General features: G+C 66.7%; 21 protein-coding genes. 2 read left to right on the top strand and 19 right to left on the bottom strand.

What is annotated here, in order from left to right:
* Window positions 1–16: 16 nt before the first annotated feature.
* Genes def through E3227_RS08990 form a run of 3 tightly spaced genes read right to left on the bottom strand, consistent with a single transcriptional unit; the run spans window position 17 to window position 3488 of the window.
* The gene (def, locus tag E3227_RS09000; protein WP_136651219.1) at window positions 17–517 is read right to left on the bottom strand and encodes a peptide deformylase; all 501 of its coding nucleotides are present in this window, start codon (window positions 515–517) and stop codon (window positions 17–19) included.
* Window positions 518–548: 31 nt separating this feature from the next.
* Window positions 549–2564, bottom strand: coding sequence for a primosomal protein N' (locus E3227_RS08995; protein WP_144318224.1), 2016 nt, complete (start codon window positions 2562–2564; stop codon window positions 549–551).
* A 27-nt stretch (window positions 2565–2591) separates the two neighbouring features.
* Window positions 2592–3488: a VOC family protein gene (locus E3227_RS08990; RefSeq protein ID WP_211346224.1), complete on the bottom strand. Its 897-nt coding sequence runs from the start codon at window positions 3486–3488 to the stop codon at window positions 2592–2594.
* Between the two features lie 116 nt (window positions 3489–3604).
* Between E3227_RS08990 and E3227_RS08985 the strand changes: the two genes are divergently transcribed.
* The gene (locus E3227_RS08985; RefSeq protein WP_144318223.1) at window positions 3605–4084 is read left to right on the top strand and encodes a MarR family winged helix-turn-helix transcriptional regulator; all 480 of its coding nucleotides are present in this window, start codon (window positions 3605–3607) and stop codon (window positions 4082–4084) included.
* Here the strand turns inward: E3227_RS08985 and metK are convergent.
* The 11 genes from metK to pyrR form a co-directional block, all read right to left on the bottom strand.
* A complete protein-coding gene (metK, locus tag E3227_RS08980; RefSeq protein ID WP_144318222.1) occupies window positions 4081–5325 on the bottom strand; it encodes a methionine adenosyltransferase in 1245 nt (414 codons plus the stop codon). The two genes, E3227_RS08985 and metK, sit on opposite strands and share 4 nt — an antisense overlap.
* 67 nt (window positions 5326–5392) lie before the next feature.
* On the bottom strand, window positions 5393–6610 hold the full coding sequence (gene coaBC, locus E3227_RS08975) for a bifunctional phosphopantothenoylcysteine decarboxylase/phosphopantothenate--cysteine ligase CoaBC (RefSeq protein ID WP_144318221.1): 1218 nt from the start codon (window positions 6608–6610) through the stop codon (window positions 5393–5395).
* A 78-nt stretch (window positions 6611–6688) separates the two neighbouring features.
* Window positions 6689–6997 (bottom strand): DNA-directed RNA polymerase subunit omega, encoded by a 309-nt coding sequence (gene rpoZ, locus E3227_RS08970; RefSeq protein ID WP_170228699.1) that lies wholly within the window; start codon window positions 6995–6997, stop codon window positions 6689–6691.
* A gap of 28 nt (window positions 6998–7025) precedes the next feature.
* On the bottom strand, window positions 7026–7616 hold the full coding sequence (gene gmk, locus E3227_RS08965; RefSeq protein ID WP_144318219.1) for a guanylate kinase: 591 nt from the start codon (window positions 7614–7616) through the stop codon (window positions 7026–7028).
* Window positions 7617–7619: 3 nt separating this feature from the next.
* Window positions 7620–7943: an integration host factor, actinobacterial type gene (mihF, locus tag E3227_RS08960; RefSeq protein WP_136651212.1), complete on the bottom strand. Its 324-nt coding sequence runs from the start codon at window positions 7941–7943 to the stop codon at window positions 7620–7622.
* Window positions 7944–8175: 232 nt separating this feature from the next.
* Window positions 8176–8985, bottom strand: coding sequence for an orotidine-5'-phosphate decarboxylase (gene pyrF, locus E3227_RS08955; RefSeq protein ID WP_144318218.1), 810 nt, complete (start codon window positions 8983–8985; stop codon window positions 8176–8178).
* On the bottom strand, window positions 8986–12327 hold the full coding sequence (gene carB / locus E3227_RS08950; RefSeq protein ID WP_144318217.1) for a carbamoyl-phosphate synthase large subunit: 3342 nt from the start codon (window positions 12325–12327) through the stop codon (window positions 8986–8988).
* 22 nt (window positions 12328–12349) lie between these two features.
* Window positions 12350–13501, bottom strand: coding sequence for a glutamine-hydrolyzing carbamoyl-phosphate synthase small subunit (carA, locus tag E3227_RS08945; RefSeq protein WP_144318216.1), 1152 nt, complete (start codon window positions 13499–13501; stop codon window positions 12350–12352).
* A gap of 18 nt (window positions 13502–13519) precedes the next feature.
* Window positions 13520–14803 (bottom strand): dihydroorotase, encoded by a 1284-nt coding sequence (locus tag E3227_RS08940; RefSeq protein ID WP_144318215.1) that lies wholly within the window; start codon window positions 14801–14803, stop codon window positions 13520–13522.
* The gene (locus E3227_RS08935) at window positions 14800–15723 is read right to left on the bottom strand and encodes an aspartate carbamoyltransferase catalytic subunit (protein WP_144318214.1); all 924 of its coding nucleotides are present in this window, start codon (window positions 15721–15723) and stop codon (window positions 14800–14802) included. Before E3227_RS08935 ends, E3227_RS08940 begins: the two co-directional genes overlap by 4 nt.
* Window positions 15720–16286 carry a bifunctional pyr operon transcriptional regulator/uracil phosphoribosyltransferase PyrR gene (pyrR, locus tag E3227_RS08930; RefSeq protein ID WP_136651206.1) on the bottom strand — a complete coding sequence of 189 codons (567 nt, stop codon included), beginning with the start codon at window positions 16284–16286 and terminating at the stop codon, window positions 15720–15722. Before pyrR ends, E3227_RS08935 begins: the two co-directional genes overlap by 4 nt.
* 203 nt (window positions 16287–16489) lie before the next feature.
* Between pyrR and E3227_RS08925 the strand changes: the two genes are divergently transcribed.
* Window positions 16490–17824: a TIGR01777 family oxidoreductase gene (locus E3227_RS08925; protein ID WP_144318213.1), complete on the top strand. Its 1335-nt coding sequence runs from the start codon at window positions 16490–16492 to the stop codon at window positions 17822–17824.
* A gap of 629 nt (window positions 17825–18453) precedes the next feature.
* Here E3227_RS08925 and E3227_RS08920 read toward each other — a convergent pair.
* From E3227_RS08920 to E3227_RS08900, 5 genes are all read right to left on the bottom strand, one after another.
* Window positions 18454–19212 carry an ATP-binding cassette domain-containing protein gene (locus E3227_RS08920; protein ID WP_144318212.1) on the bottom strand — a complete coding sequence of 253 codons (759 nt, stop codon included), beginning with the start codon at window positions 19210–19212 and terminating at the stop codon, window positions 18454–18456.
* Between the two features lie 7 nt (window positions 19213–19219).
* Window positions 19220–20266, bottom strand: a complete 1047-nt coding sequence (locus E3227_RS08915; protein ID WP_136651203.1) for an ABC transporter permease — start codon at window positions 20264–20266, stop codon at window positions 19220–19222.
* The gene (locus tag E3227_RS08910; protein ID WP_136651202.1) at window positions 20263–21261 is read right to left on the bottom strand and encodes a sugar ABC transporter substrate-binding protein; all 999 of its coding nucleotides are present in this window, start codon (window positions 21259–21261) and stop codon (window positions 20263–20265) included. The genes E3227_RS08915 and E3227_RS08910 overlap by 4 nt, the downstream gene beginning before the upstream one ends.
* A gap of 102 nt (window positions 21262–21363) precedes the next feature.
* On the bottom strand, window positions 21364–21618 hold the full coding sequence (locus E3227_RS08905) for a hypothetical protein (RefSeq protein WP_136651201.1): 255 nt from the start codon (window positions 21616–21618) through the stop codon (window positions 21364–21366).
* A 65-nt stretch (window positions 21619–21683) separates the two neighbouring features.
* Entirely contained in the window at window positions 21684–22535 is an 852-nt protein-coding gene (locus E3227_RS08900; protein WP_136651200.1) for a PPK2 family polyphosphate kinase, read from the bottom strand.
* Window positions 22536–22546: the final 11 nt, after the last annotated feature.

The raw sequence follows: 22546 nt of genomic DNA, 5'->3' as shown, positions 1-22546 counted from the left end.
TATCTCCTTCATCGTCTTACGCCTGCTGGAACCACTCGGAACCGCGAATGATGGTCATCGCTTCCTTGCGCGCTTCGGGCTCCATTCTGCGCATGAACATGATCCCATCGAGGTGATCGCTTTCGTGCTGGATGCAGCGCGCGAGAAGGCCCGTGCCAACAATCGCCAGCGGCCTGCCAAAGGCATCGACGCCTCGCGCCACCACCCGGTTGTGCCGGGAAACCTGGCCGCTGACCCCGGGCACCGACAGGCACCCCTCGCGCCCGATTTGCATGTCCTGCCCCGCCGCTTCCCAGGTCGGGTTAATGATGTGCCCGCGCATGCCCTGGCAATCGAAAACGAATACCCGCGCATCCACGCCCACCTGGTTGGCGGCGAGGCCGACGCCTCCCGCGTCGTCCATGGTGTCGAGCATGTCGGAGACGAGCGTGCGCAAGGAGTCGTCGAAACGCGTCACGGGCGCGGCGACGGAGTTGAGCACGGGGTCTCCGAAGAGACGGATCGAGCGGACTGCCATACCTGCGAGCTTAGCCAAGCGCCCCGGCGGCCTAGCCAATACGCACAGGGTCGACCTGGATCCGCAGCGGCGCGTCCTGCTTCCGCGCCGCGCGCAGGCTCGCCGCGGAGCGCAGCGCGCGGCCCAGCTCGGTGCGCCCGGACAGCGGGCTGCGCACCATCATGCGCTGCGCGGGCCCCAGCTCGCGCTCGTCCCACTCCCCCGGCAGCTGCACGCCGGGCGGCAGGTCCACGGGGCCGAGTGTCTCCGCGTGCGGCGGGAGCTGGGCGTGGGCGAAGAAGTCCTCAAGCGCCTTGCGCGGGGCGTCGACCACGGCGACGTGCACCGCGGGAGGCAGACGGGTCTCGGCGCGCTGCGCGAGCTCTATGGCGGCGTGGCCCGGCACGTCCCACCGGATTAGGTGCTGGACTACCGGCAGCGCGGGCTCCGCGACGACGACTACCTCGCCGTCGTCGCTGGCGGCGTCGACAAGCGTGCAGGCGGCGAGCCACTTCTCGTAGGTTTCCTCGGTCGCGCGCAGGTCGGGCCTGCCCAGCAAAGCCCACGTGTCCAGCAGGATCGCCGCGCCGTACCCGCCGTCGGCGACGCGCGGCTCCGCGCCCGGCGTCGCCACCACGATCATCGGTGTGCGCGGCACCTCGGCGATGATTTTTTCGCCCCACGACGAGCGCACCCGCGTCTTGGGAAACGCCCTGCCCAGCTCCTCGGCGGTGCGCTCGGTGCCGAGCACCACCGCGCGCAGCCGCCGCGAGCCACAGACGGGGCACACGTGGGCTGTGTCCATCCGCCCGCACCAGCGACACGTCGGGGCCGCCGCGGGACCTCCCGACGGCAGGCTCAACGGCCCGCTGCACCAGCGGCACCGCGCCGGGGTGCGGCACGCCCCGCAGGCCAGTGACTGCACGTAGCCGGTGCGCGGCACCTGGAACAGCACCGGAGCCCCGCGCTCAAGGGTCTTCGCGGCCGCGGCGAACGCCACCGAGGGCAGGCGCGCCTGGCGCGCGCGGGGGTCGCGCTCGAGGGCGAAGTCCGAGTCGCCGGCGGCGTGGATGAGTGGCGAGCGTGTGCGCAGTGTGCTTCGGGGCGCCACCAGCTCCTGCATCCACCCCGTGGACACGAGAAGCTGCGACTCAGCGGTGCGCGAGTGCCCGCCAATGACAAGGCATGCCTTCTGCTGCGCGGCGCGGGTGGTCAGCACCTCCCGCGCGTGGACGTAGGGCGCGCGGGGATCAACTAGAGAGTCGTCGCCGTCGTGCATGAGGACGATGAGGCGCAGGTCTTTGACCGGGGCAAACGCCGCCGAGCGCGTGCCGACGACCAGCCGGCCCTGGCCGTGGAGGATCGACAGGTAGCGCGAGTAGCGCGCCTGCGGGCCCTGCGACGCCGTCAGCGTTGTTACCTGCCTTGCACCGACGTGCTCGCGCAGCGCCGCCTCGCACGCGTCGACGTCGCGCTGGTCCGGCACGACGATGAGCACCCCGCCACCGGACGCGGCGACCTTGGCGGCAAGGGCGCTGACGGGATCGGTCCATTTCTCCCCGGGCGCGATCTGCCAGGCGGCGCGGGCGATGCGACCCTCGAGCACCGCGTCGACGAAGGATTGCCCGTGCTCGTAGGTGCTCCAGGCGGACAGATCGGGCTCGCCGACCTCGCCGAGCTCTTCCCAGTCGGTGGTGGTGTCGGTTTCCTCGGCCTTGGCGTAGCGGGCGGGGATGGCGGCGCGGTAGATGTCGGAGCGCACGCCCGCGTAGCGGGCGCTGAGGGCGTCGATAAGCGAGCGCAACTCAGCTGGGGCGACGACTTCGTCGCTGATGATGCGCTCGATGAAACGCAACTCGCCCTCGTGCTCTGACTCCGCGCGGCGCTCGGTGATGATGGCGTCGACGAGGCGGCCGGCGAAGCGCACGCGGGCGCGCACCCCGGGCTGCGCGGCGCGGGAGTCGGCCTCGGTGACAAGGTAATCGAATTCCCTGTCGAGGTGCGCCAGCCCGAGGAGCGGAAGCACCCGCACCACCGGCTGGCTGGCGGCGCCGGGTGAGTCAGTCATGGAGCCTGATTCTAGCCCGCGTTGACCCTACTGCTCGGCGGAGGTGACGCGGATCAGCGTGTTCCACGGGTCCTCGAAGGACAGGGTGCGCCCATCGTGGCGCGTGGTCACACCGTGGTCGTGCAGGCGCGCCTCCAGCGCGCTGAGGTCCTCGTCGCCCGGCAGGTCGATGTCGACCCGGCCCAGGCCCAAGGCGGCGGCGCGGGGGCCAGCGCCCTTGCTGTTCCATGTGTTGAGCGCGATGTGGTGGTGGTAGCCGCCGGCGGAGACGAACAGGGCGGAGCCGATCTCGCCCTTGACCTCGAAGCCGAGGGTGGAGACGTAGAACTGCCGCGCGGCGTCGATGTCGCCGACCTGCAGGTGGACATGCCCTAAGGTGCCGCCGAGCGTAACCGGTTCGCTCGGTGCGTTGCGCTGCAGAAACGCGCGCGGATCAAGCGGGTCGGTGGCCAGGGCGTAAAGGCCGCTAGGCTCGGTCACCCACTGCTCGCGGGGGCGGTCGGCGTAGAGCTCCACGCCGTTGCCCTCGGGGTCATCGAAATAGAAGGCCTCGCTGTAGATGTGGTCGGCGCTGCCGGTGAAGTTGCGGGGGTAGAGCTCGGCAACCTTCATCACGGACGCAGCGAGCAGCTCGCGCGTGGGGAAGAGGATCGCGGTGTGGAACAGCCCGGCGTCGTGGCGGCTCGGCGCCGGCAGGTTCGGCTCGCGGCGCAGGGTCATCAGGTGCTCGCCTCCAAGGCCCAGCAGGGCGGTCTCGCCGGTGTGCTCGAACACATCCAAGCCGACGCCGTCGTGGTAGAAGCGCACCATCTCGTCGAGGTCGCGCACGAGCAGCTCGACGGCGCCCATGGTCAGGCCGTCGGGCAGCAGGTCGTCGGGGTTTCGCTTAAGCAGGGAGTCGGGGTGCGGGGTCTGGGTGAACATGGGGGCACTCGCTTTCGCTCGGTTTCGTTGCTTTGTGAACTCAACGATAGCGCGTTTTAGTTCACGATGCAATCATTAGTTGTTCACAGTGCAACTGAAAGTGTAGGATGTATCCCATGTCCACTACCCCAGAACAGGAAGCAACCATCTACCTCGACGCCCAGGAACGCCAGGTCTGGGACGCACTGGTCGCCATCCTGGTTCGGCTCCCCGCCGCGCTCGACGCGCAGCTGCGTCGCGACGCCGGGATCACGCACTTCGAATACCAGGTGCTGGCGATCCTCTCCGAGAGCCCCGAGCGCACGCTGCGCATGAGCGACCTCGCCGGGCGGGTCGAATCCGCGCTACCGCGGCTGTCTCAAGTGGTCGCGCGACTAGAAAAGCGCGGCTGGGTCACGCGCACCCCCGACCCGGACGACGGGCGCTACACCCTGGCCAGCTTGAGCAACGAGGGCATGGCCAAGGTCGTCGAGACCGCGCCCGGCCACGTCGCCACGGTGCGTTCGCTGGTCTTCGATCCGCTGACCAAGACCCAGCTGCGCCAGCTGCAGGAGGGCGGGCGCAGGATTACCAAGGCGATCGAGGACGCGACTTAAAGCGCAGCGGCCTTCTGCAGGGCCTCGACCTTGTCCAAGCGCTCCCACGGCAAGTCAATGTCGGTGCGGCCGAAGTGGCCGTAGGCGGCGGTCTGCGCGTAAATCGGGCGTTTCAGGTCGAGTTCCCTGATAATCGCGTCGGGGCGAAGGTCGAAGACCTCCTGCACCGCCCGCTGGATGCTCAGATCAGTGTTGCCGTGCTTGGCCGTGCCGAAGGTCTCCACGTACAGCCCCACCGGGTTCGCGCGGCCGATCGCGTACGCGACCTGGACCTCCACGCGGTCGGCGAGACCGGCCGCGACGATGTTCTTGGCCACCCAGCGCATCGCATACGCGCCGGAGCGGTCCACCTTTGAGGGGTCCTTACCCGAGAACGCGCCGCCGCCGTGGCGGGCCATGCCGCCGTAGGTGTCCACGATGATCTTGCGCCCGGTCAGGCCGGCGTCACCCATCGGGCCGCCGACCTCGAAGGTGCCCGACGGGTTGACCAGCAGCGCCGTGTCGGCGTCGTAAAAGCGGCCCAGGCCGGCGTCCTCGATCACCCACTCGACGACCTTGGTACGCACGGCCTCTTCCAGCTCGGGGCGCAGGAACTTGGGGTCGTGCTGGGTGGAGATCACGATGGTGTCCAGGTGGACCGGAGTATCACCGTCGTAGGCGAAGGTGACCTGGGTCTTGCCGTCTGGGCGCAGGCCCACGACCTCGCCCATTTTGCGCACCTGCGCCAGGCGGCGGGACAGCCGGTGAGCCGTCGAGATCGGCAGCGGCATGTACTCGGGGGTCTCGTTGGTGGCGTAGCCGAACATCAGGCCCTGATCCCCCGCGCCGGACTGCTCGGATTGGTCGGTCGCGCGGTTCTCGCGGACCTCCTGGGAGTTGGTCACGCCGTGGGAAATTTCCTCCGACTGCTCGCCGATGGCGATGTTGACGCCGCAGGTACGACCGTCGAAGCCGACCTCGGAGGAGGTAAACCCGATGCCGACGAGCTTCTCGCGAACGATTTTCGCGATGTTGGAGTACGCGTCGGTGCTGACCTCGCCGACGACATGGACCTGCCCGGTGGTCACGAGCGTCTCGACGGCGACGCGTGCGTCCGGGTCCTGGGCGAGCATGTCATCCAGGATGGCGTCGGAGATCGCGTCGCAAATCTTGTCGGGGTGGCCCTCAGTGACCGACTCGCTGGTAAAGAGGCGGTGGAAGGTCTTCTTCTGCTCGCGCTGGGTGCTGGAGGGTGTAGACAAGGCGGTCTTTCCTTTGGTTTGGGAAGTAACTCCGACCAATATAGACCAAGCTGTCTAATTTGCCAAACTACTCATTCCCGCGCTCGATGACCTGCCACATCCGCGCGGCCACGACCTGCTTCGGGCCGTCCGCAATCTCCACCTCAGAGCCATCCGCGCCCAGCAGCCAGCCGCTGTTGCGGGGCTGGCCGAACACTGCTCCCCCGGCGACGGAATTGACCATCAGCATGTCCGCCCCCTTGCGCTTGAGCTTTGCCCTGCCGTTGTCGAACACGTTGTCGGTTTCGGCGGCGAAGCCCACGATCCTCGCCGCGGTCTGCCCAGCCTCCCGCTTGTCGACGAGACCCCGCAGCACATCCGGATTCTCCACCAGGTCAATCCGCGACAGCGCGTCGGAATCCTTGCCCTTCTTCAGCTTGGAGTCGGACGTGCTGGCGGGCCGGAAATCGGCCACCGCCGCTGCCATGATGATGATGTCGGCCTCGGCGGCGCGCTCGTTCATCGCCTCCTCGAGGTCGCGGGTTGAGCTCACGCGGATCACCTCGGCGCCCGCCGGGGTGGAGAGTTCGTCGGTGTCGCCCGCCACCAGGGTCACCCGCGCTCCCTTCTGCGCGGCGACCTCGGCGAGCGCGAAGCCCTGGCGTCCCGAGGAGCGGTTTCCGATAAACCGCACTGGGTCGATGTTCTCCTGGGTGCCGCCCGCGCTGATCAGTACGCGCTGGCCCTCAAGCGCGCGGCCGAACGGGCCCGTTTCCGCCACGGTGCGCGCTAGCTCAGCGATCTGCTCCGGCTCCAGCATGCGCCCCGGGCCGCTGTCCGCGCCCGTGAGGCGCCCGTGGGCCGGCTCGAGCACCGTGATCCCGCGGGAGCGCAGGGTTTTAACGTTGGCCTGGGTGGCGGGATTGAACCACATCTCCGTGTGCATCGCCGGGGCCAAAACGATCGGGCACGTGGCGACGAGGATGGTGGAGGTCAACAGGTCGTCGGCACGCCCGGCGGCAATCCGAGCCATCACATCGGCCGTGGCTGGAGCGACGACGATCAGATCCGCTTCTTGTCCGACGCGGACATGCTGGACCTCGTCGACACGCGTGAACACTCCCGTGTCCACAGGGTTGCCGGACAGCGCCTCAAAGGTCGCTGCGCCGACGAAGTTGAGCGCGCTCGGCGTGGGCACCACCCGCACGTCGTCGCCGCCCTCCTTGAAATCCCGGATGAGGTGACAGGCCTTGTAGGCGGCGATGCCGCCGGCCACACCGACGACCACATTGCGGGGTTGTGTCATGAATCCCGAGTTTAGCCCACCTGCAACGCAATGCGGCCGCACCCTTGAATCCAAAGGTGCGGCCGCTACTGCAGGCTCTTAGTGGCCTTCCTCGTGCTCGAGGAGACCCGCCTGGATCTCGCGCAGAGCGATCGACAGGGGCTTCTCGCCCTGCTCAGGGGTGACCAGGGGGCCGATGAACTCGAACACGCCCTCGTCCTGCTCCTGGTAGTAGCTGTTGATCTGGCGCGCGCGCTTCGCGGCGAAGATCACCAGCGCATACTTCGACGACACCTTGCCCAAAAGCTCGTCGATCGGGGGCGCGGTAATGCCCTCCGGGGTGTCGTAGACCAGGCTGTCGTCGCGCTCAGCGCTGCCAGCAGCCGCGGAGTCAGTCTCCGCCGTCAGGTCGTTGCTTACGTTGCTCAAAATGAACCTACTCGTTGTTGTTGTTGGGTGTGCTCAGCAGAATGTCCGCTATCGCTGACACTGCGTCACCGACGTTGTCGTTGACTACGACGCAGTCGAACTCTCCTCGAGCTTCCAGCTCCTCGCGCGCCGTAGCAAGACGGCGCTCGATGACCTCAGGGGACTCGGTGCCCCGGCCGGTCAGCCGCTCGACCAAGACGTCCCACGACGGCGGCGCGAGAAACACTGTCTGCGCCTCCGGGAGCAGGGCCTTGATGTTGCGCGCGCCGACCAGGTCGACCTCTATCAACACGGGGCGACCTACGGAAAGCGCGTCGCGCACCGGGCCCGCGGGCGTTCCGGAGCGCTGCAACCCGCCGTGGATGTCCGCCCACTCGAGCATCGCTCCGGCGTCGATGTGGCGCTGGAACTCCTCGGCGGTGACGAAGAAGTAGTCTTCGCCATCGACCTCGCCGGGGCGCGGGCCCCGGGTGGTCATGGACACCGAGAAATAGAGGTTAGGAACGTCAGTGCGCAGACGATGGACAACCGTGGACTTCCCCACTGCGGAGGGGCCGGCCAGTACAACTAGCCTTCCCCGCGGCGTCACGTCTGCCACTTTTTACGCCTCAGAGAAGCCGAAGCGCTCCAGCAGGGCGCGACGCTGGCGCTCGCCCAGGCCACGGAGGCGGCGGGTCTGAGCGATCTCGAGCTCCTCCATGATCTCGCGGGCCTTGACCTTGCCCACCTTCGGCATGGCCTCGAGCAGTGCGGAGACCTTGGTCTTGCCGATGATTTCGTCGGAGTCGGCCTTGTCCAGCACGTCCTTGAGATTAGTGTCGCCGCGCTTGAGCGATGCCTTCAGCTCTGCGCGCTGCTTGCGTGCCTCGGCTGCCTTTGCGAGTGCTTCCTTGCGCTGCTCATCGGTCAACTGTGGAAGGGCCACGGATTCCTCCATTTGTAGTAGTGAAAATGTTCGCCAGCGGGCCACGTGAGTCTTTCTCCCGCCGGGATTAAATCCCAACGGTGCAACTCGCTGATTTACGGCTCAGTGTAACACCGGGCCTGCTTATCGACGGTGAACGTGGCTGCACAGACGCGTATTTTACCACGTCACCGCGATGACGCACCTAAACTACCAGGCTTTTTCCCTACCGCCGAATACAACCCACACTTTTTCAGCGTTTTGCCAGCTCGCGGGCGCGTTTGCGCAGCTCACGGGCGTCTGGCCCGGCGGCGAGCACCGAGCGCGACACGTTCGGAAAAACCAGGTGCGCAGCGTCGCCGGCGACGCGGGAGACGTCGTCAAGCGTGGCTCCCTGCGCGCCCACCCCGGGCATGAGCACGACGGCGTTGAGCTCGTCGAGACGCGGCGGCCTAGCGACGGTCGCCCCGACCACGACCCCGATGTCACCGACTCCGTTTTGGGAGTTCGAGCGGTTGAGCTCGGCGCACGCGTCAACCATCTGCTGGGCAATGCTCACCCCGCCAACGGTTTGGGACTGGAACTGCTCGGCTTCCGGGTTGGAGTTCGCCGCCATGACGAACACGCCCTTGCCGCTCGCGCGGGCGAGGTCGAACGCGGGGGCCAGCGAGCCGACGCCGAGGTAGGGCGTGAGCGTAACCGCGTCGGCCTCGAGCGGCGAGCCCTCAGCCAGCCACGCGCGGGCGTAGCCCTCCATGGTGGAGCCGATGTCGCTGCGCTTGGCGTCGGCGACGACCAGGCTGTCCGAGGCCCGCAGCACCGCGAGCACCTCCTCGAGCACCGCGTAGCCGGCAGAGCCGAAGCGCTCGAAGAACGCCACCTGCGGCTTGACTAGGGCGACGTGGTCGGCGAACGCCTCGACGCAGGTCATGGCGAAGTCGCGTAGGCCAGCCGCGTCGTCGTTTAGCCCCCACTGCTCAAGCAGCGCTGCGTGGGGGTCGATGCCGACGCAGAGGCGGCCGAAGCGCTCGCCGGCGCTAACCAGTTGCTCGCCGAAGCCCATCTACTGCCCGCCCGCCGGGTTGTGGTCGAGCTCCTGCAGGCTCATGACGGTGACCTCGTTGTCGCGAATCGCCTCGATGCCCTGCACCGCGGCGACAACACCCTGGACCGTGGTGACCAGCGGGACGTTATTCGCGGCGGCGGTGGCCCGGATCTCGTAGCCGTCGTGGCGCGCGCCCGCGGAACCAGCCGGGGTGTTGAGGATCAGGTCGATCTCCCCGCTAGCGATGCGCTCGACGATCGAGGTGCCCTCGGCGCCGTCTCGGACCTCGGATGCCTTCAGCGCCACCTCGCAGTCGATGCCGTTGCGGCGCAGCATCGACGCCGTGCCGGCGGTGGCGACGATGGTAAAGCCCATGGTGGACAGGCGCTGGATCGGGAAGATCAGCGAGCGCTTGTCGCGGTTGGCCACTGAGACGAACACGGTGCCCTCAGTCGGCAGCTCGCCGAACGCGGCCGCCTCGGCCTTTGCGTACGCCACGCCGAACGAGGGTGCCAGGCCCATGACCTCGCCGGTGGACTTCATCTCCGGGCCGAGGATGGTGTCGAGCACCTCGCCGGCGGGCGTGCGGAAGCGGGTAAACGGAAGCACCGCTTCCTTCACCGCGATCGGGTGCTCCAGCGGCAGCGCCCCGCCGTCGTAGTCCGTCGGCAGCATCCCCTCGTCCTTGAGCTCGGCGATCGTCGCACCCATCATGATGCGCGAGGCCGCCTTGGCCAGGTGAACGCCCGTGGCCTTGGACACGAACGGCACGGTGCGCGAGGCGCGCGGGTTGGCCTCGATGACGTAGAGGATGTCGTCCTTGAGCGCGAACTGGACGTTCATCAGGCCCCTCACGCCAATGCCGTGAGCGAGAGCCTCGGCGGAGCGGCGCACCTTGGCGATATCCTCCGGTCCAATCGTCATCGGCGGCAGGGCGCACGAGGAATCGCCCGAGTGGATGCCCGCCTCCTCGATGTGCTCCATCACTCCGCCGAGGTAGACCTCGGTGCCGTCGCACAAGACGTCCACATCGATCTCGATGGCGGAGTCGAGGAAGCGGTCCACCAGCACCGGGTGATCGGGCGAAAGCTCGGTCGCGCGGTTGATGTAATCTTCCAGGCTCGCCTCGTCGTAGACGATCTCCATGCCGCGGCCGCCGAGGACGTAGGAGGGGCGCACCAACACGGGGTAGCCGATGCGGTCGGCCACCTCGCGGGCCTCGGCAAACGACGTCGCCGTGCCGTAGGCCGGCGCCGGCAGAGCCGCGGCGTCGAGAACCTTGCCGAACTCCCCGCGGTCCTCGGCCAGGTCGATGGCCTCGGGTGAGGTGCCCACCACCGGCACGCCGGCGTCGGCAAGCTGCTGCGCCAAACCGAGCGGGGTCTGGCCGCCGAGCTGGACAATCACGCCAGCGACGTTGCCGGAGGCCGACTCGGCGCGATAGATCTCCATGACGTCTTCAAAGGTCAGCGGCTCGAAGTAGAGACGATCTGCGGTGTCGTAGTCCGTGGAGACGGTCTCCGGGTTGCAGTTGACCATCACGGTCTCGTAGCCGATGCGCGACAGCTCCAGCGCCGCGTGGACGCAGGAGTAGTCAAACTCGATGCCCTGGCCGATGCGGTTCGGGCCGGAGCCCAAGATGATGACCTTGTCCTTGCCGGAGGCCGCAATCTCGCTCTCGGCGGCCTCGTCGTACTCGTACGTTGAGTAGTGGTAGGGGGTCTGGGCCTCGAACTCGCCGGCGCAGGTGTCGACGGTCTTGAACACCGGGTGCACGCCCAGCGACAGGCGCAGCGAGCGAACGCCCTGCTCACCGGCCAGCTCGGGGCGCAGCGCGGCGATCTGGGCGTCAGACAGGCCGTACACCTTTGCCTCGCGCAGGAGCTCCTTGTCTAGCACGGGGGCGTCGATAAGCTCTTGGCGGAATTCGACGAGCGCGGCGAGCTCGGCGAGGAACCAGGGGTCGATGTGGGAGGCCTCGTGGACCTGCTCGATGCTCGCGCCGAGGCGCAGCGCCAGCTCGACGTCGTACATGCGCTTGTCCGTCGGGGTGCGCAGGTCATCGAGCACGGCGCTGAGATCCGTCTCGCGGCCGGGCGCGAAGTAGGAGTCGGGCCGGGTCCAGAAGCCGTTGGGCTTGTCCTCCATCGAGCGCATGACCTTGTTCAGGCCCTGGATGTAGTTGCGGCCGATGCCCATCGCCTCGCCGACGGCCTTCATGGAGGTGCCGAGTGTCTCGTCCGAGCCCGGGAACTTCTCGAAGGCGAAGCGCGGCATCTTCACAATGACGTAATCCAGCGTCGGCTCGAATGCGGCCGGGGTGACGCCGGTGATGTCGTTGGTGATCTCGTCGAGCGTGTAGCCGATCGCCAGCTTGGAGGCGATCTTCGCGATCGGGAAGCCGGTCGCCTTCGACGCCAGCGCCGAGGAGCGCGACACGCGCGGGTTCATTTCGATGGTGATGATGCGGCCGTCGTCCGGGTTGACCGCGAACTGGATGTTGCAGCCGCCTGTGTCGACGCCGACCTCGCGGATGATCGCGATGCCTTGGTCGCGCATGGTCTGGTACTCGCGGTCCGTCAGTGTCAGCGCGGGGGCGACAGTGACGGAATCGCCGGTGTGCACGCCGAGCGCGTCGACGTTTTCGATCGACGCGATCACCACGACGTTGTCGTCGCCGTCGCGCATCAGCTCAAGCTCGAATTCCTTCCAGCCCAGGATGGACTCCTCGATCAGCACGTTGGCCTCCGGCGAGGCCTCGAGCCCGCCGCCGGCGATGCGGTCGAGGTCCTCCATGGAAAACGCCAGGCCAGAGCCGAGCCCGCCCATGGTAAACGACGGTCGGACCACAACCGGCAGGCCGAGCTCGGCGACGGTTGCGTGAACCTCGTCCATGGTGTGGCACACGCGCGAGCGCGCGGACTCGCCGCCGATCTTGGCCACGATGTCCTTGAACTTCTGGCGGTCCTCGCCGCGCTCGATCGCGTCGATGTTGGCGCCGATCAGCTCGACGCCGTGCTTGGCCAAGATGCCGGCCCTGTCGAGCTGGATCGCCGCGTTGAGCGCGGTCTGCCCGCCCAGGGTCGCCAGAATCGCGTCGACGGGGTGGCCCTGCTCCGCCTCGCGGGCGAGGATCTTGTCGATGTAGTCCGGCTCGATCGGTTCGACGTAGGTGTGGTCGGCGAACTCGGGGTCCGTCATGATCGTCGCCGGGTTGGAGTTAATCAGCGTGACCCGCAGGCCCTCGTCTTTGAGCACGCGGCACGCCTGTGTGCCGGAGTAATCGAACTCGCAGGCCTGGCCGATCACGATCGGGCCGGAGCCGATAACCAGGACGTGGTTGATGTCTTCCCTCTTCATGCGTGAGTTTTTCCTCTCCTGGTTACTTCTTGTTGGGGCTGGCGTTGTCCATCAGCTCGATGAACTGATCAAACAGCGGGTTGGCGTCGTGGGGCCCGGCCGCGGACTCCGGGTGGTACTGCACCGAGTACGCCATGCCGCTTTCCAGGGCGACGCCCTCGATGCTGCCGTCGTTAAGGCAGGTGTGGGTCACCAGCGCGGGGCCGAAGTCGGTATCGAAGCTCTCGCCCGGGCCCACCGGTGCTTCCAAAACGAAACCGTGGTTCTGGGAGGTGATGTCGATCTTGCCGGTGAGGTGGTTTTTCACCGGCACGTTGACGCCGCGGTGGCCGAACTTCATCTTCGTCGTCCCGAGCCCGAGCGCGCGGCCGAGGATCTGGTTGCCGAAGCAGATGCCGAACAGCGGCACGCCTGCGGCGATGACGTCGCGGGTGACGTTGACCATGGCGTCGGCGGTCGCGGGGTCGCCAGGCCCGTTGGAGATGAACACGCCGTCGGGGTTGTACTGCGTGATCTCGCTGTACGGGGTGTTGGCGGGCACGACGATGGTCTCAATGCCGCGGTCGGCGAAGTGACCCGGGGTGGCGCTCTTAATGCCCATGTCGTAGGCGACGACGGTGTAGCGCTTCTCCCCCTTGGCGGACACGGTGTAGGGCTTGTCGGTGGAGACCTCGTCGGCGAGGTCGGCGCCGGCCATCGAGGGCTGCTCGTTGACTCGCGCCACAAGCGTATCGACGCTCGCACGCGCAGCGTCACCGATGAAGATTCCCGCGGCGATCGAGCCTTCAGTACGCAGGTGGCGCACGACGGTGCGGGTGTCCACGCCGCAGATGCCGACGACGGACTGCGAGGCCATCTCCTCTTCCAGGGAGCGCTCCGCGCGCCAGTTGGACACGCGCTTGGCCAGGTCGCGGATGACCAGGCCCGCGACCCAGATCTGGTTGTCGTGGGACTCATTGTCCTCGTCGTTCCACCCGGTGTTGCCGATCTGCGGGGCGGTCATCACCACGATCTGGCGGTGGTACGACGGATCCGTCATGGTTTCCTGGTAGCCGGTCATGGCGGTGGTGAAGACCGCCTCACCGAAGACCTCCCCGGATGCGCCGAAGGAGTAGCCCCGGAAGACGTGGCCGTCGCCGAGCACGAGGACGGCCGGGATGCGTTCGTTTGTCATGGTAGAAATCCTTAGCTCTCAGTTGCTCTCAATGCTCGAGTGGGTCAGGGCGCCGCGCAGCAGCGTCAGCTCGACGCGCGCTGCAAAGTCCATGCCCTCGTAGGGGGTGTTCGACGCCTTGGAGGCCATCTCCTCGCCGCGGGCGGTCCACGCCGCAGTGGGGTTGACCAGCGCGAGGTTGGCGGGCTCGCCGACCGCGATGGGCCGGCCCTGGTCCGCGAGTTTCAGGATCTGCGCGGGGCGCTCGCTCATCACCTTGGCCACGAACCGCCAGTCGGCGCGGCCCGATTCGACGAACACCTTGGCCACGACGGCGAGCGATGTCTCCAGGCCGAGCATGCCGGGCTTGGCGTGCTCGAACTCCACGCACTTGTCCTCGCTGCCGTGGGGCGCGTGGTCGGTGGCGACGACGTCGACGGTGCCGTCGAGAAGCGCCTCGCGTAGCGCTCGCGCGTCCCGGTCCTCGCGCAGCGGCGGGTTTACGCGGAAGTTGCCGTCGTAGGTTTCGAGCTTCTCGTCGGTCAGCAGCAGGTGGTGCGGAGTGACCTCGGCGGTGACGTTAATGCCCTGGGCCTTGGCCCAGCGCAGAAGCTCGACGGTGCCTTCGGTCGAGGCGTGGCAGATGTGCAGGCGCCCGCCGTAGTCGCGGGTCATGATCGCGTCGCGCGCCACAATGGACTCCTCCGCCACCCGCGGCCAGCCGCGTAGGCCGAGCCGCGCCGCCGTCTCGCCCTCGTGCGCGCAGGCGCCCTCGGTCATCCTGTGGTCCTCGGCGTGCTGGGCCAGTAGCACGTCGTAGGCCTTCGCGTACTCGATGGCGCGGCGCATCAACTGCGGGTCATTGACGCACTTGCCGTCGTCGGAGAACATGCGCACATGCGAGCGGCTCATCAGCCCAATCTCGGTGAGCTGCTCGCCGCGAAGCCCCTGGGTGATCGACCCGACCGGGTAGACGTCGCAGGTGCCGTGGGCTTGGCCCTTTTCCCACACCGCGTCGGCGAGGAAGGGCTGGTCGATCACGGGGTTGGTGTTGGCCATGGTGAACACGGCGGTAAACCCGCCGCGCGCGGCCGCGTCCGAGCCGGTGGCGATGGTTTCCGTGTCCTCGCGGCCGGGTTCTCGCAGGTGCACGTGCATGTCGACGAGCCCCGGTAGCAGCACCTTGCCCCCGCAGTCGTAGGTGGCGCCGGCGCCGCTGGGGTCCACATCCGCGCCGATCTGCGCGATCACTCCGTCTTTAACGAGGATGTTGACCTCGTCCTCGCCATAGGGGCGGGCGTTTAACAGTGCGAGTGTGGTCATGAGTTGTCCTCTCCTGCCAGAAGCGTAAACAGCACCGCCATGCGGGTGTACACGCCGTTGGTTACCTGGTCGAGAACCACGGCGTTGTCGCGGTCGGCGACGCCGAAGTTGATTTCCATCCCGCGCAGCATCGGGCCCGGGTGCATGATGATCGCTGAATCTTTCAGCGCGGCAGCACGCGCCGCGGAGAGCCCGAACAGGGTCGCGTACTCGCGGTGCGAGGGGAAGAACCCGCCGTTCATCCGTTCCGCCTGCACGCGCAGCATCATGACCACGTCGGCGTCGGCGAGCTCGGCGTCGAAGTGGCTGCTCACGCGAGCGGGCCACGTTTCAACGCCCGTGGGGAGCAGGGTCGGCGGGGCGACTAGCACCACCTCGGCGCCGAGGGTCGACAACAGGTCGACGTTCGAGCGCGCCACGCGCGAGTGGAGCACGTCGCCGACGACCAAAACCTTGCGGCCCTGAACATCGCCGATGCGCTGGCGCATGGTAACGGCGTCGAGAAGCGCCTGCGTGGGGTGCTGGTGCTGGCCGTCGCCGGCGTTGATGATGCAGGTTCCCGGCAGCCACTGGCTCAGCAGGTGCGGGGCGCCGGAGGCCGGGTGGCGGATAATGATGGCGTCCGCGCCCACCGCCTCAACGGTCAGTGCCGTGTCCTTGAGGGATTCGCCCTTCTTCACCGAGGAGGACGATGCCGAGAGGTTGATTACATCGGCGCTCATCCACTTGCCCGCCGTCTCGAAGGAAGATCGCGTGCGGGTGGAGTTTTCGTAGAAGAGGGTGAAAATCGTGCGCCCGCGAAGTGTCGGTAGCTTCTTCATCTGGCGTCCGTGCAGGGCCTCTTTAAAGCGGTCGGCCTCGTCCATGATGCCGACGATCTCGTCGCGGGTCAGGTCCTTGATGTCAATGAGGTGCTTCACTGCGTATCCTCCCTGCTCAGCGTCACCGCGTCGGAGGCGTCGATTGGGGTCAGCGTGACGCGCACGTCCTCGCTGCGCGCGGTCGGGATGTTTTTGCCCACGTAGTCTGCGCGGATCGGCAGCTCCCGGTGCCCACGGTCGACCAGCACTGCGAGCTGGATTGCCGCTGGACGGCCGATGTCTGCGATGGCGTCGAGGGCGGCGCGGATAGTGCGACCGGAAAACAGCACGTCGTCGACAAGGATGACAATCCCGCCGTTGATCTCCCCCGGGATATTCGTCGGCAGCAGCGCGCGGTGCGGGCGGTTGCGCAGGTCGTCGCGGTAAAGCGTGACGTCTAAGCTGCCCACCGGGATCGAGGTGCCGGAGAACTCCTCCACGGCTGCCGCGATGCGCTCGGCCAGCGGGACTCCTCCGGACGGGATGCCGAGCAGCATCACGTTGGACGTGTCCGCGCCAATGGCGTTTTTCTCTATGATCTGGTGCGCTATGCGTGCGATCGTGCGCGCCACGTCGGAGGCGTTTAACAGCTCCGTCGCCGCGCGCGAATCTTTCTCGCTCACCGGACCTCCTTCCCCGCCTCTCTGTGCGGAATTTAAAGGATGTCGAACTTTAGGTTGTAAGTCTTCCGAGACCTGTCGCAATGCTACCAGTACCACGGCGGTGCGTTGCTAGTCACGGCGTCGGCCCTGCTGCAGCGGCCCGGAAGTGTCTACGTTGGTGTGCACACACCCTTGTCACCCGACGCTCGATCCGAGGCCACCTTATGAGCTTGAACGCTTCCCACCACGTCCTCGCACCACGCGAAAAAGTCTGGCAGTGGCACACCCGCCCCGGTGCGGTTGTCAGGCTTACTCCCCCGTTTTTGCCCATGCGACCTATCGAGCAGGCTCGCTCGCTTGCCGACGGCACCACCACCTTCGCCCTGCCAGCCCGCCAGCGCTGGGTGGCCAAGCACGTTGACACCGGCTACCGCGAGGGTGCCCAGTTCCAGGACACCGTGGTCAACCAGCCATTACGCACCACCACGCAGTGGGTGCACACCCACAGCTTCGCCGACGCCGGGGACGGCGCCACGACCGTGACTGACGACATTGACACCCGCGTGCCCCGGTTCCTGCTGGAAAAGGCGGTGGCCTACCGCCAGCACCAGCTCATCGCGGACTTTAAGTTCCTGTCCACCCTGCCCGACACCGCCCCGCTGACCGTCGCCATGACAGGGGCCAGCGGCCTTGTCGGCACCGCGTTGGCGGCGCAACTGGGTACCGCGGGGCATACGGTGATTGCGCTGTCACGCAGCCGCGGTGAGGGTGCCGGGACGCGTCATTGGGACGTCGATAAGCCCGCGGCTAACCTGCTTTCCGGTGTTGACGCGGTGATTCACCTCGCCGGCGAGTCAATCATGGGGCGCTTTACGGAGAAGAAGAAGCGCTCGATCCTCGAATCCCGAGTCGGGCCGACGGAAAAGCTGGCGCGGCTGGCCGCGGACAGCGGGGTCAGCACGTTCGTGAGCGCCTCCGCCGTGGGCTACTACGGCTCGGACGCCGGGGGTTACGAGCACGACGAGAGCGCTCCGCGCGGCACCGGCTTCCTCGCCGAGGTGTGCGAGCAGTGGGAGCAGGCCTCGCGTGTCGACGGCCTGCGCACCGTCAACATCCGCACCGGCCTGGCACTCTCCGGCGCGGGCGGGCTCCTCCCCGTGATGCGGCTGTCCGCCTCCACCGGCGCCGGCGCCCGCTTCGGCCAGGGCGAAAACTGGATGAGCTGGATTGCGCTCGACGACCTCACCGACATCTACGTGCGCTCGCTTATCGACGCCCGCTTAAGCGGCCCCGTCAACGCCACCGCGCCGCACCCGGTCACCAACGCCGAGTTCTCCGCCACTCTCACCGACATTCTGCGCCGTCCCGACATAGTGTCAATCCCGAAGTTCGGGCCCGCCGTCTTGCTCGGGCGCGAGGGCGCCGACGAGCTGGCGCTGGCAAGCCAGCGCGTCGTTCCCCGCGCCGCCACGGAGGCCGGGGCCGACTTTCGCTACCCCACGCTCGAGACCGCGCTCGCACACGAGCTCGGGCGGGAATCACTGGTGGACCAGGCCTGATGGATCGTGTGGAGGTTGGTGCGTGGGCGGTACTGTCGCGCGCTGGGGTGTCCGCGATGTGGGGGCGCCAGGTTTGGAGCGCGGCGTTTACAGTCCGCAATGCGGAGTCGCCTAGAGATGAAGCGCGGTGCTCAAAGTCCGGAATGCGGAGTCGCCGCAAACCAAGTCACGCCCCAAGTCGGCCCACTCAGTCCGCAATGCGGACTCATAACTAGCCAGGCTTTACCCTAAACTCGCCCGCAAAGTCCGCAATGCGGAGCCCCCAGGGATGAAGCGCGGCGTTTACAATCCGCAATGCGGAGTCCCCACGACTTGAAGCTCGCCCGCAAAGTCCGCAATGCGGAGTCGCCGCAAACCAAGTCACGCCCCAAGTCGGCCCACTCAGTCCGCAATGCGGACTCATAACTAGCCAGGCTTTACCCTAAACTCGCCCGCAAAGTCCGCAATGCGGAGCCCCCCGGTTTGGAGCGCGGCGTTTACAGTCCGCAATGCGGAGTCCCCACGACTTGAAGCGCGACCCGCAGAGTCCGCCATGCGGAGTCCCCGGGTTCAGAGCAATACGTTCAGAGTCCGCAATGCGGACTCGCCCAGACCCCGCAGCCACCTCAAACGCGGCAGCGGCTATAGCCCTACCGCTCCAGCTCGTGGCTTAATGCAGCGAGCTCTTCACCGCCGGCCATCTGCGCGGTGAGCTCCTCGAGTGTGATGTCGGCGCGCTCGGCGTTAATCTCCTGGCGCCCCAGCTTCAAAATGGTGAAGCGGTCGCCCACCAGGTACGCGTGGTGGGGGTTGTGGGTGACCAGCACAACAGCGACACCGCGGTCGCGCGCTGCCGCGACGAATCTCAGCACCACGCCCGACTGCTTGACGCCCAGCGCCGCGGTCGGTTCGTCGAGAATGACCACCCGGGCGCCGAAGTGAATGGCGCGGGCGATGGCGAGGACCTGGCGCTGGCCGCCCGAGAGGTTGCCGGCCTCGACGTCGACGTCGGGAATGTTGATGCCCAACTCGCGCAGGGCGTCGTCGCAACGCGCGCGCATCTCGTCCTGCTTCAAGGTGCCAAGCATGCCGCTGATCTCGTTGCCGAGGAAGAAGTTGCGCCACACGCTCAAGCTGTCGACGATCGCGAGGTTCTGGTACACGGTCGCGATGCCGTGGTTGATTGCGTCGCGCGGGGAGGAAAACGTGGTGGGGGTGCCGTCGAGAAGCATCTGGCCCGAGGTGGGTTGATGCAGCCCAGAAAGAATCTTGATGAGAGTCGATTTGCCCGCTCCGTTGTCACCGAGCACGCACAACACTTCGCCCTGATCAATTTCGAGGTTGACCCCGCGCAGGGCATCAAAGGCTCCGTAGGACTTGGTCACGTCCTCGAGCTGGATAATCGCCATGTCTTACCTACCTCGAATCCGTGTACCGAGCGAAGGCGGTGTTGGTGAACACCGCGAACAGCAGCATCGCACCGAGGAAGAACTTGAACCAGTCCGGGTTCCACCCGGCGTAAACAATGCCCTGGTTGGTCAGGCCGAAGATGAGCGCACCAATCGCGGTACCAATCGCGGTGCCGCGGCCGCCGTTCATCGAGCAGCCGCCGATCACGGCCGCGATGATGTACAAAAACTCGTTGCCGACGCCCTGGCCCGCCTGGATGGAATCAAACGCAAAGAGGGTGTGCATGCCGACGAACCACGCGGCGAAAGCGACCGTCATGAACAGGATGATCTTCACTCTCGCCACGGGCACACCCGACGCGCGCGCGGCGTCCTGGTTGCCGCCGACCGCGAAGATCCAGTTGCCAAACGTCGTCCTAAACAGTACGAACGACGCCACAGCGACGAACAGCAGCCACCACACGACGGTGATGCGGATGCTCACCCCACCGATGGAAAAGGAGCTAGCGAACACCGCCCGAGCCGAATCAAAACCCGCCATGTTGGAAATGCTCGGGGTGGCAACCTGGCCGGTCACCAGCTTGGTCACCGCCAGGTTCAGGCCCTGGAGCATGAGGAACGCAGCGAGGGTGATCAGGAAGCTGGGGATGCCCGTGCGCGTGACAAGCACGCCGTTGAGAGCACCGATGGCCAGCGAGATGCCCAGCGCAATGACCGCGCCGACCCACACGTTGAGGTGTAGGTTGTAGTTGAGCATCGTCGCCGCCAGCGCCGCGGTGGTCACCGCCACGCCGCTGGACAGGTCGAACTCGTCGCCGATCATCAGCAGGCCGACGGCCAGCGCAACAATGCCGAGCGTGGAGCTGGCGTACAGGACCGTGGCTACCGCGTCGAGTGAGCGGAACGCGGGTGCGACGAACATGAACAGCGCGAACACCAACGCCAGGCCCAGCAAGCTGGCCAGCTCGGGGCGGCGGATCAGGGCACTGACGCCGGAGTGGCGCCTGAGTCTGTCCTCGTCAGAGGCAGAGGCAGCCGTGGTTGCGGTGCTCATCGCATGCCAGCCTTCGCGGCCTCCGCGATCTTGTCCACGTTGCTCGCGTCGACGAAGCTCGGGCCGGTGTAGACGGGCTGGCCGCCGCCGATGGTGCCGCCGTTGCGCTTAGCCAACCACAGCGAGTCCACGGCGAGGTAGCCCTGCAGGTACGGCTGCTGATCGACGGCCCACTTCACGCTGCCGTCGGCAATGGCGTCGACAAGCTCAGCGTTCGTGTCAAAGGTCGCGATCTCAGCATCGGAACCGGCGTCCTTGACCGCGTCGATCGCGCGCATGGCCACCGGGGCCTGGAGGCCGAACACGGTGTCAATCCCGGGGTCTTGTGCCAGCTTGGCCTGCATCGTGGCCTGCGCCGAAACGAGGTCCTGGCCGTTGACGTAGAGCAGCTCCACCTTGCCGGAGTCGCCGAGGCCCTCCTTGACACCAGCGCAGCGTGCTTCCTGCGAGGAGTTGCCCTGCTCGTGGATGACGCACAGCACGTTCTTCGCGCCCTCGTCCTTCAGACGCTCGCCCGCGGCGGTGCCGGCAACGGTCTCGTCCTGGCCGAAGAAGCCGCTGAGCCCGTATTCGGCGTACTCGTTCATGCCGGCGTTGAGCCCGACGGTGGGAATGCCCGCCTCGACGGCGCGCTGCGCGGCCGGGCCGATGGCCTCGGCGTTGGGCAGGGTCACGGCGATGCCGTCCACGCCGGCGTCGATCGCAGACTGCACCAGGTTCGCCTGGTTGGGCGCCTGCGGGTCGGAGGAGTAGCGCAGCTCGATGTTGTCCTTCGCCGCCGCATCCTCCGCGCCCTTGCGCACGAGGTCCCAGAACGTGTCGCCGGGGGCGCCGTGGGAGACCATCGCGACAACGTAGCGCGGGGTGTCCACGCCGCCGGCTGTTTCACCGCCAGCGGAGCTCTCCGGCGCACCGCCGGTGGACGAGCACGACGCCAAAGCGGCGGCTGCAGAAACGGTAACGAGAGCGGCAAAAAGTTTTCGAGTATTTATCACCCCAACATAGTGGCGGAGCGCATCTGCCCTAGTCAAATGGGGTTTTTGCCACTTGAATCGATCAAGATCGCTTGACCTGCGCAGTCACTAACCCTTTTCGCCCTAGGCAAAGTAAAGAAAAACGGCAAAGGTCATAATCGGCCACGCGAACAGTGTGAGAATGAGCGCGGGGTAGAGAAGCCAGTCGCGTCTGCTCACTGCGGTTGCTAGGCCGTACACCACGGTGACTGCAAGAAGGACCACGTACAGATACCACGACAGATTGGGATTGTGGGGGCTGTTATACGGAGTTGCCACCCACACCGCAATAATCAGAAGCCACGCTACAGGCCGCCGCGATACCGTCTCCTGCGACATTCAGACCTCTTTTTCGCGGCGCGTTTCCATCACCGAGAACTTTAGCGGACCCGAGACCGCGACCCCTAGGAATGCGCGAGCCTCTCCAGCTCCACCTCGGGGTCGAAATCGGCCTCCGGCCACGACAGGCCAAGCGATTTCAGCGCGTCGTACATCAGGGTCTTGACCACGGTGCGGCAGTAGTCCTTGTTGTCGGACGGGATGCAGTACCAGGGCGCTGCGTCGGTGGAGGTGCGGGTCAGCGCGATCTGGTAGGCGGCCATGTACTGCGACCACAGGCGGCGATCATCGATATCGCCTGGGTTGTACTTCCAGTGCTTCTCCTCGTTTAGGATGCGCTCGCGCAGGTTCTCCTCCTGGAACTCGCGCGAAATGTGCGGCATGACCTTGATGATCTCCACGCCGCGCGCGGCCAGCTCGCTCTCCCACTCGACGATCGCGCCGTAGCGGCGCTCAATCTCCTCCGGCGGTGCCATCTGCTTCACGCGCTGCACCAGCACGTCCTCGTAGTGGGAGCGGTCAAACACCGCCACCATGCCAGGCTCCGGCACGTGCGGCTCGAAGCGCCACAGGAAATCGTGGGCGCGCTCCTCCTCGGTCGGCGGGCCGAACGCGTGGACGCGCACGCCTTGCAGGTCCATCGTGGAACCCACAACGTGCTTGATCAGCCCGCCCTTGCCCGAGGTGTCCATGCCCTGCAGGATCAAAAGGATGCTGCCCGCATCGCTGTTGCCCGCGCGGGCGTTGGCGAAGAGCATCTCTTGCAGGTCTTCGAGCTCGTCGTCGAAGGTATCGAAAGCCTTGTCCACCTTCTTATCGCTGTCGAGCCCCGGGGTCGCGGTCGGGTCGACGTCGGCAAGCTGGAAGTTCTCGTCGACGCGGAATTGCTGCGCTTCCTCTACAGAAATCCTGGCCATGGTTTGTCCTT

This window comes from Corynebacterium sanguinis, assembly GCF_007641235.1.
In the GTDB taxonomy this organism is placed as follows: Bacteria; Actinomycetota; Actinomycetes; order Mycobacteriales; family Mycobacteriaceae; genus Corynebacterium; species Corynebacterium sanguinis.
This window is presented reverse-complemented; position numbering and strand designations above follow the sequence as displayed.

Coding starts and splice junctions, on each gene's coding strand:
- def (WP_136651219.1), bottom strand. CDS start 517: ATGGCAGTCCGCTCGATCCGTCTCTTCGGAGACCCCGTGCTCAACTCC.
- E3227_RS08995 (WP_144318224.1), bottom strand. CDS start 2,564: ATGACTGACTCACCCGGCGCCGCCAGCCAGCCGGTGGTGCGGGTGCTT.
- E3227_RS08990 (WP_211346224.1), bottom strand. CDS start 3,488: ATGTTCACCCAGACCCCGCACCCCGACTCCCTGCTTAAGCGAAACCCC.
- E3227_RS08985 (WP_144318223.1), top strand. CDS start 3,605: ATGTCCACTACCCCAGAACAGGAAGCAACCATCTACCTCGACGCCCAG.
- coaBC (WP_144318221.1), bottom strand. CDS start 6,610: ATGACACAACCCCGCAATGTGGTCGTCGGTGTGGCCGGCGGCATCGCC.
- pyrF (WP_144318218.1), bottom strand. CDS start 8,985: ATGGGCTTCGGCGAGCAACTGGTTAGCGCCGGCGAGCGCTTCGGCCGC.
- carB (WP_144318217.1), bottom strand. CDS start 12,327: ATGAAGAGGGAAGACATCAACCACGTCCTGGTTATCGGCTCCGGCCCG.
- carA (WP_144318216.1), bottom strand. CDS start 13,501: ATGACAAACGAACGCATCCCGGCCGTCCTCGTGCTCGGCGACGGCCAC.
- E3227_RS08940 (WP_144318215.1), bottom strand. CDS start 14,803: ATGACCACACTCGCACTGTTAAACGCCCGCCCCTATGGCGAGGACGAG.
- E3227_RS08925 (WP_144318213.1), top strand. CDS start 16,490: ATGAGCTTGAACGCTTCCCACCACGTCCTCGCACCACGCGAAAAAGTC.
- E3227_RS08920 (WP_144318212.1), bottom strand. CDS start 19,212: ATGGCGATTATCCAGCTCGAGGACGTGACCAAGTCCTACGGAGCCTTT.
- E3227_RS08915 (WP_136651203.1), bottom strand. CDS start 20,266: ATGAGCACCGCAACCACGGCTGCCTCTGCCTCTGACGAGGACAGACTC.
- E3227_RS08905 (WP_136651201.1), bottom strand. CDS start 21,618: ATGTCGCAGGAGACGGTATCGCGGCGGCCTGTAGCGTGGCTTCTGATT.
- E3227_RS08900 (WP_136651200.1), bottom strand. CDS start 22,535: ATGGCCAGGATTTCTGTAGAGGAAGCGCAGCAATTCCGCGTCGACGAG.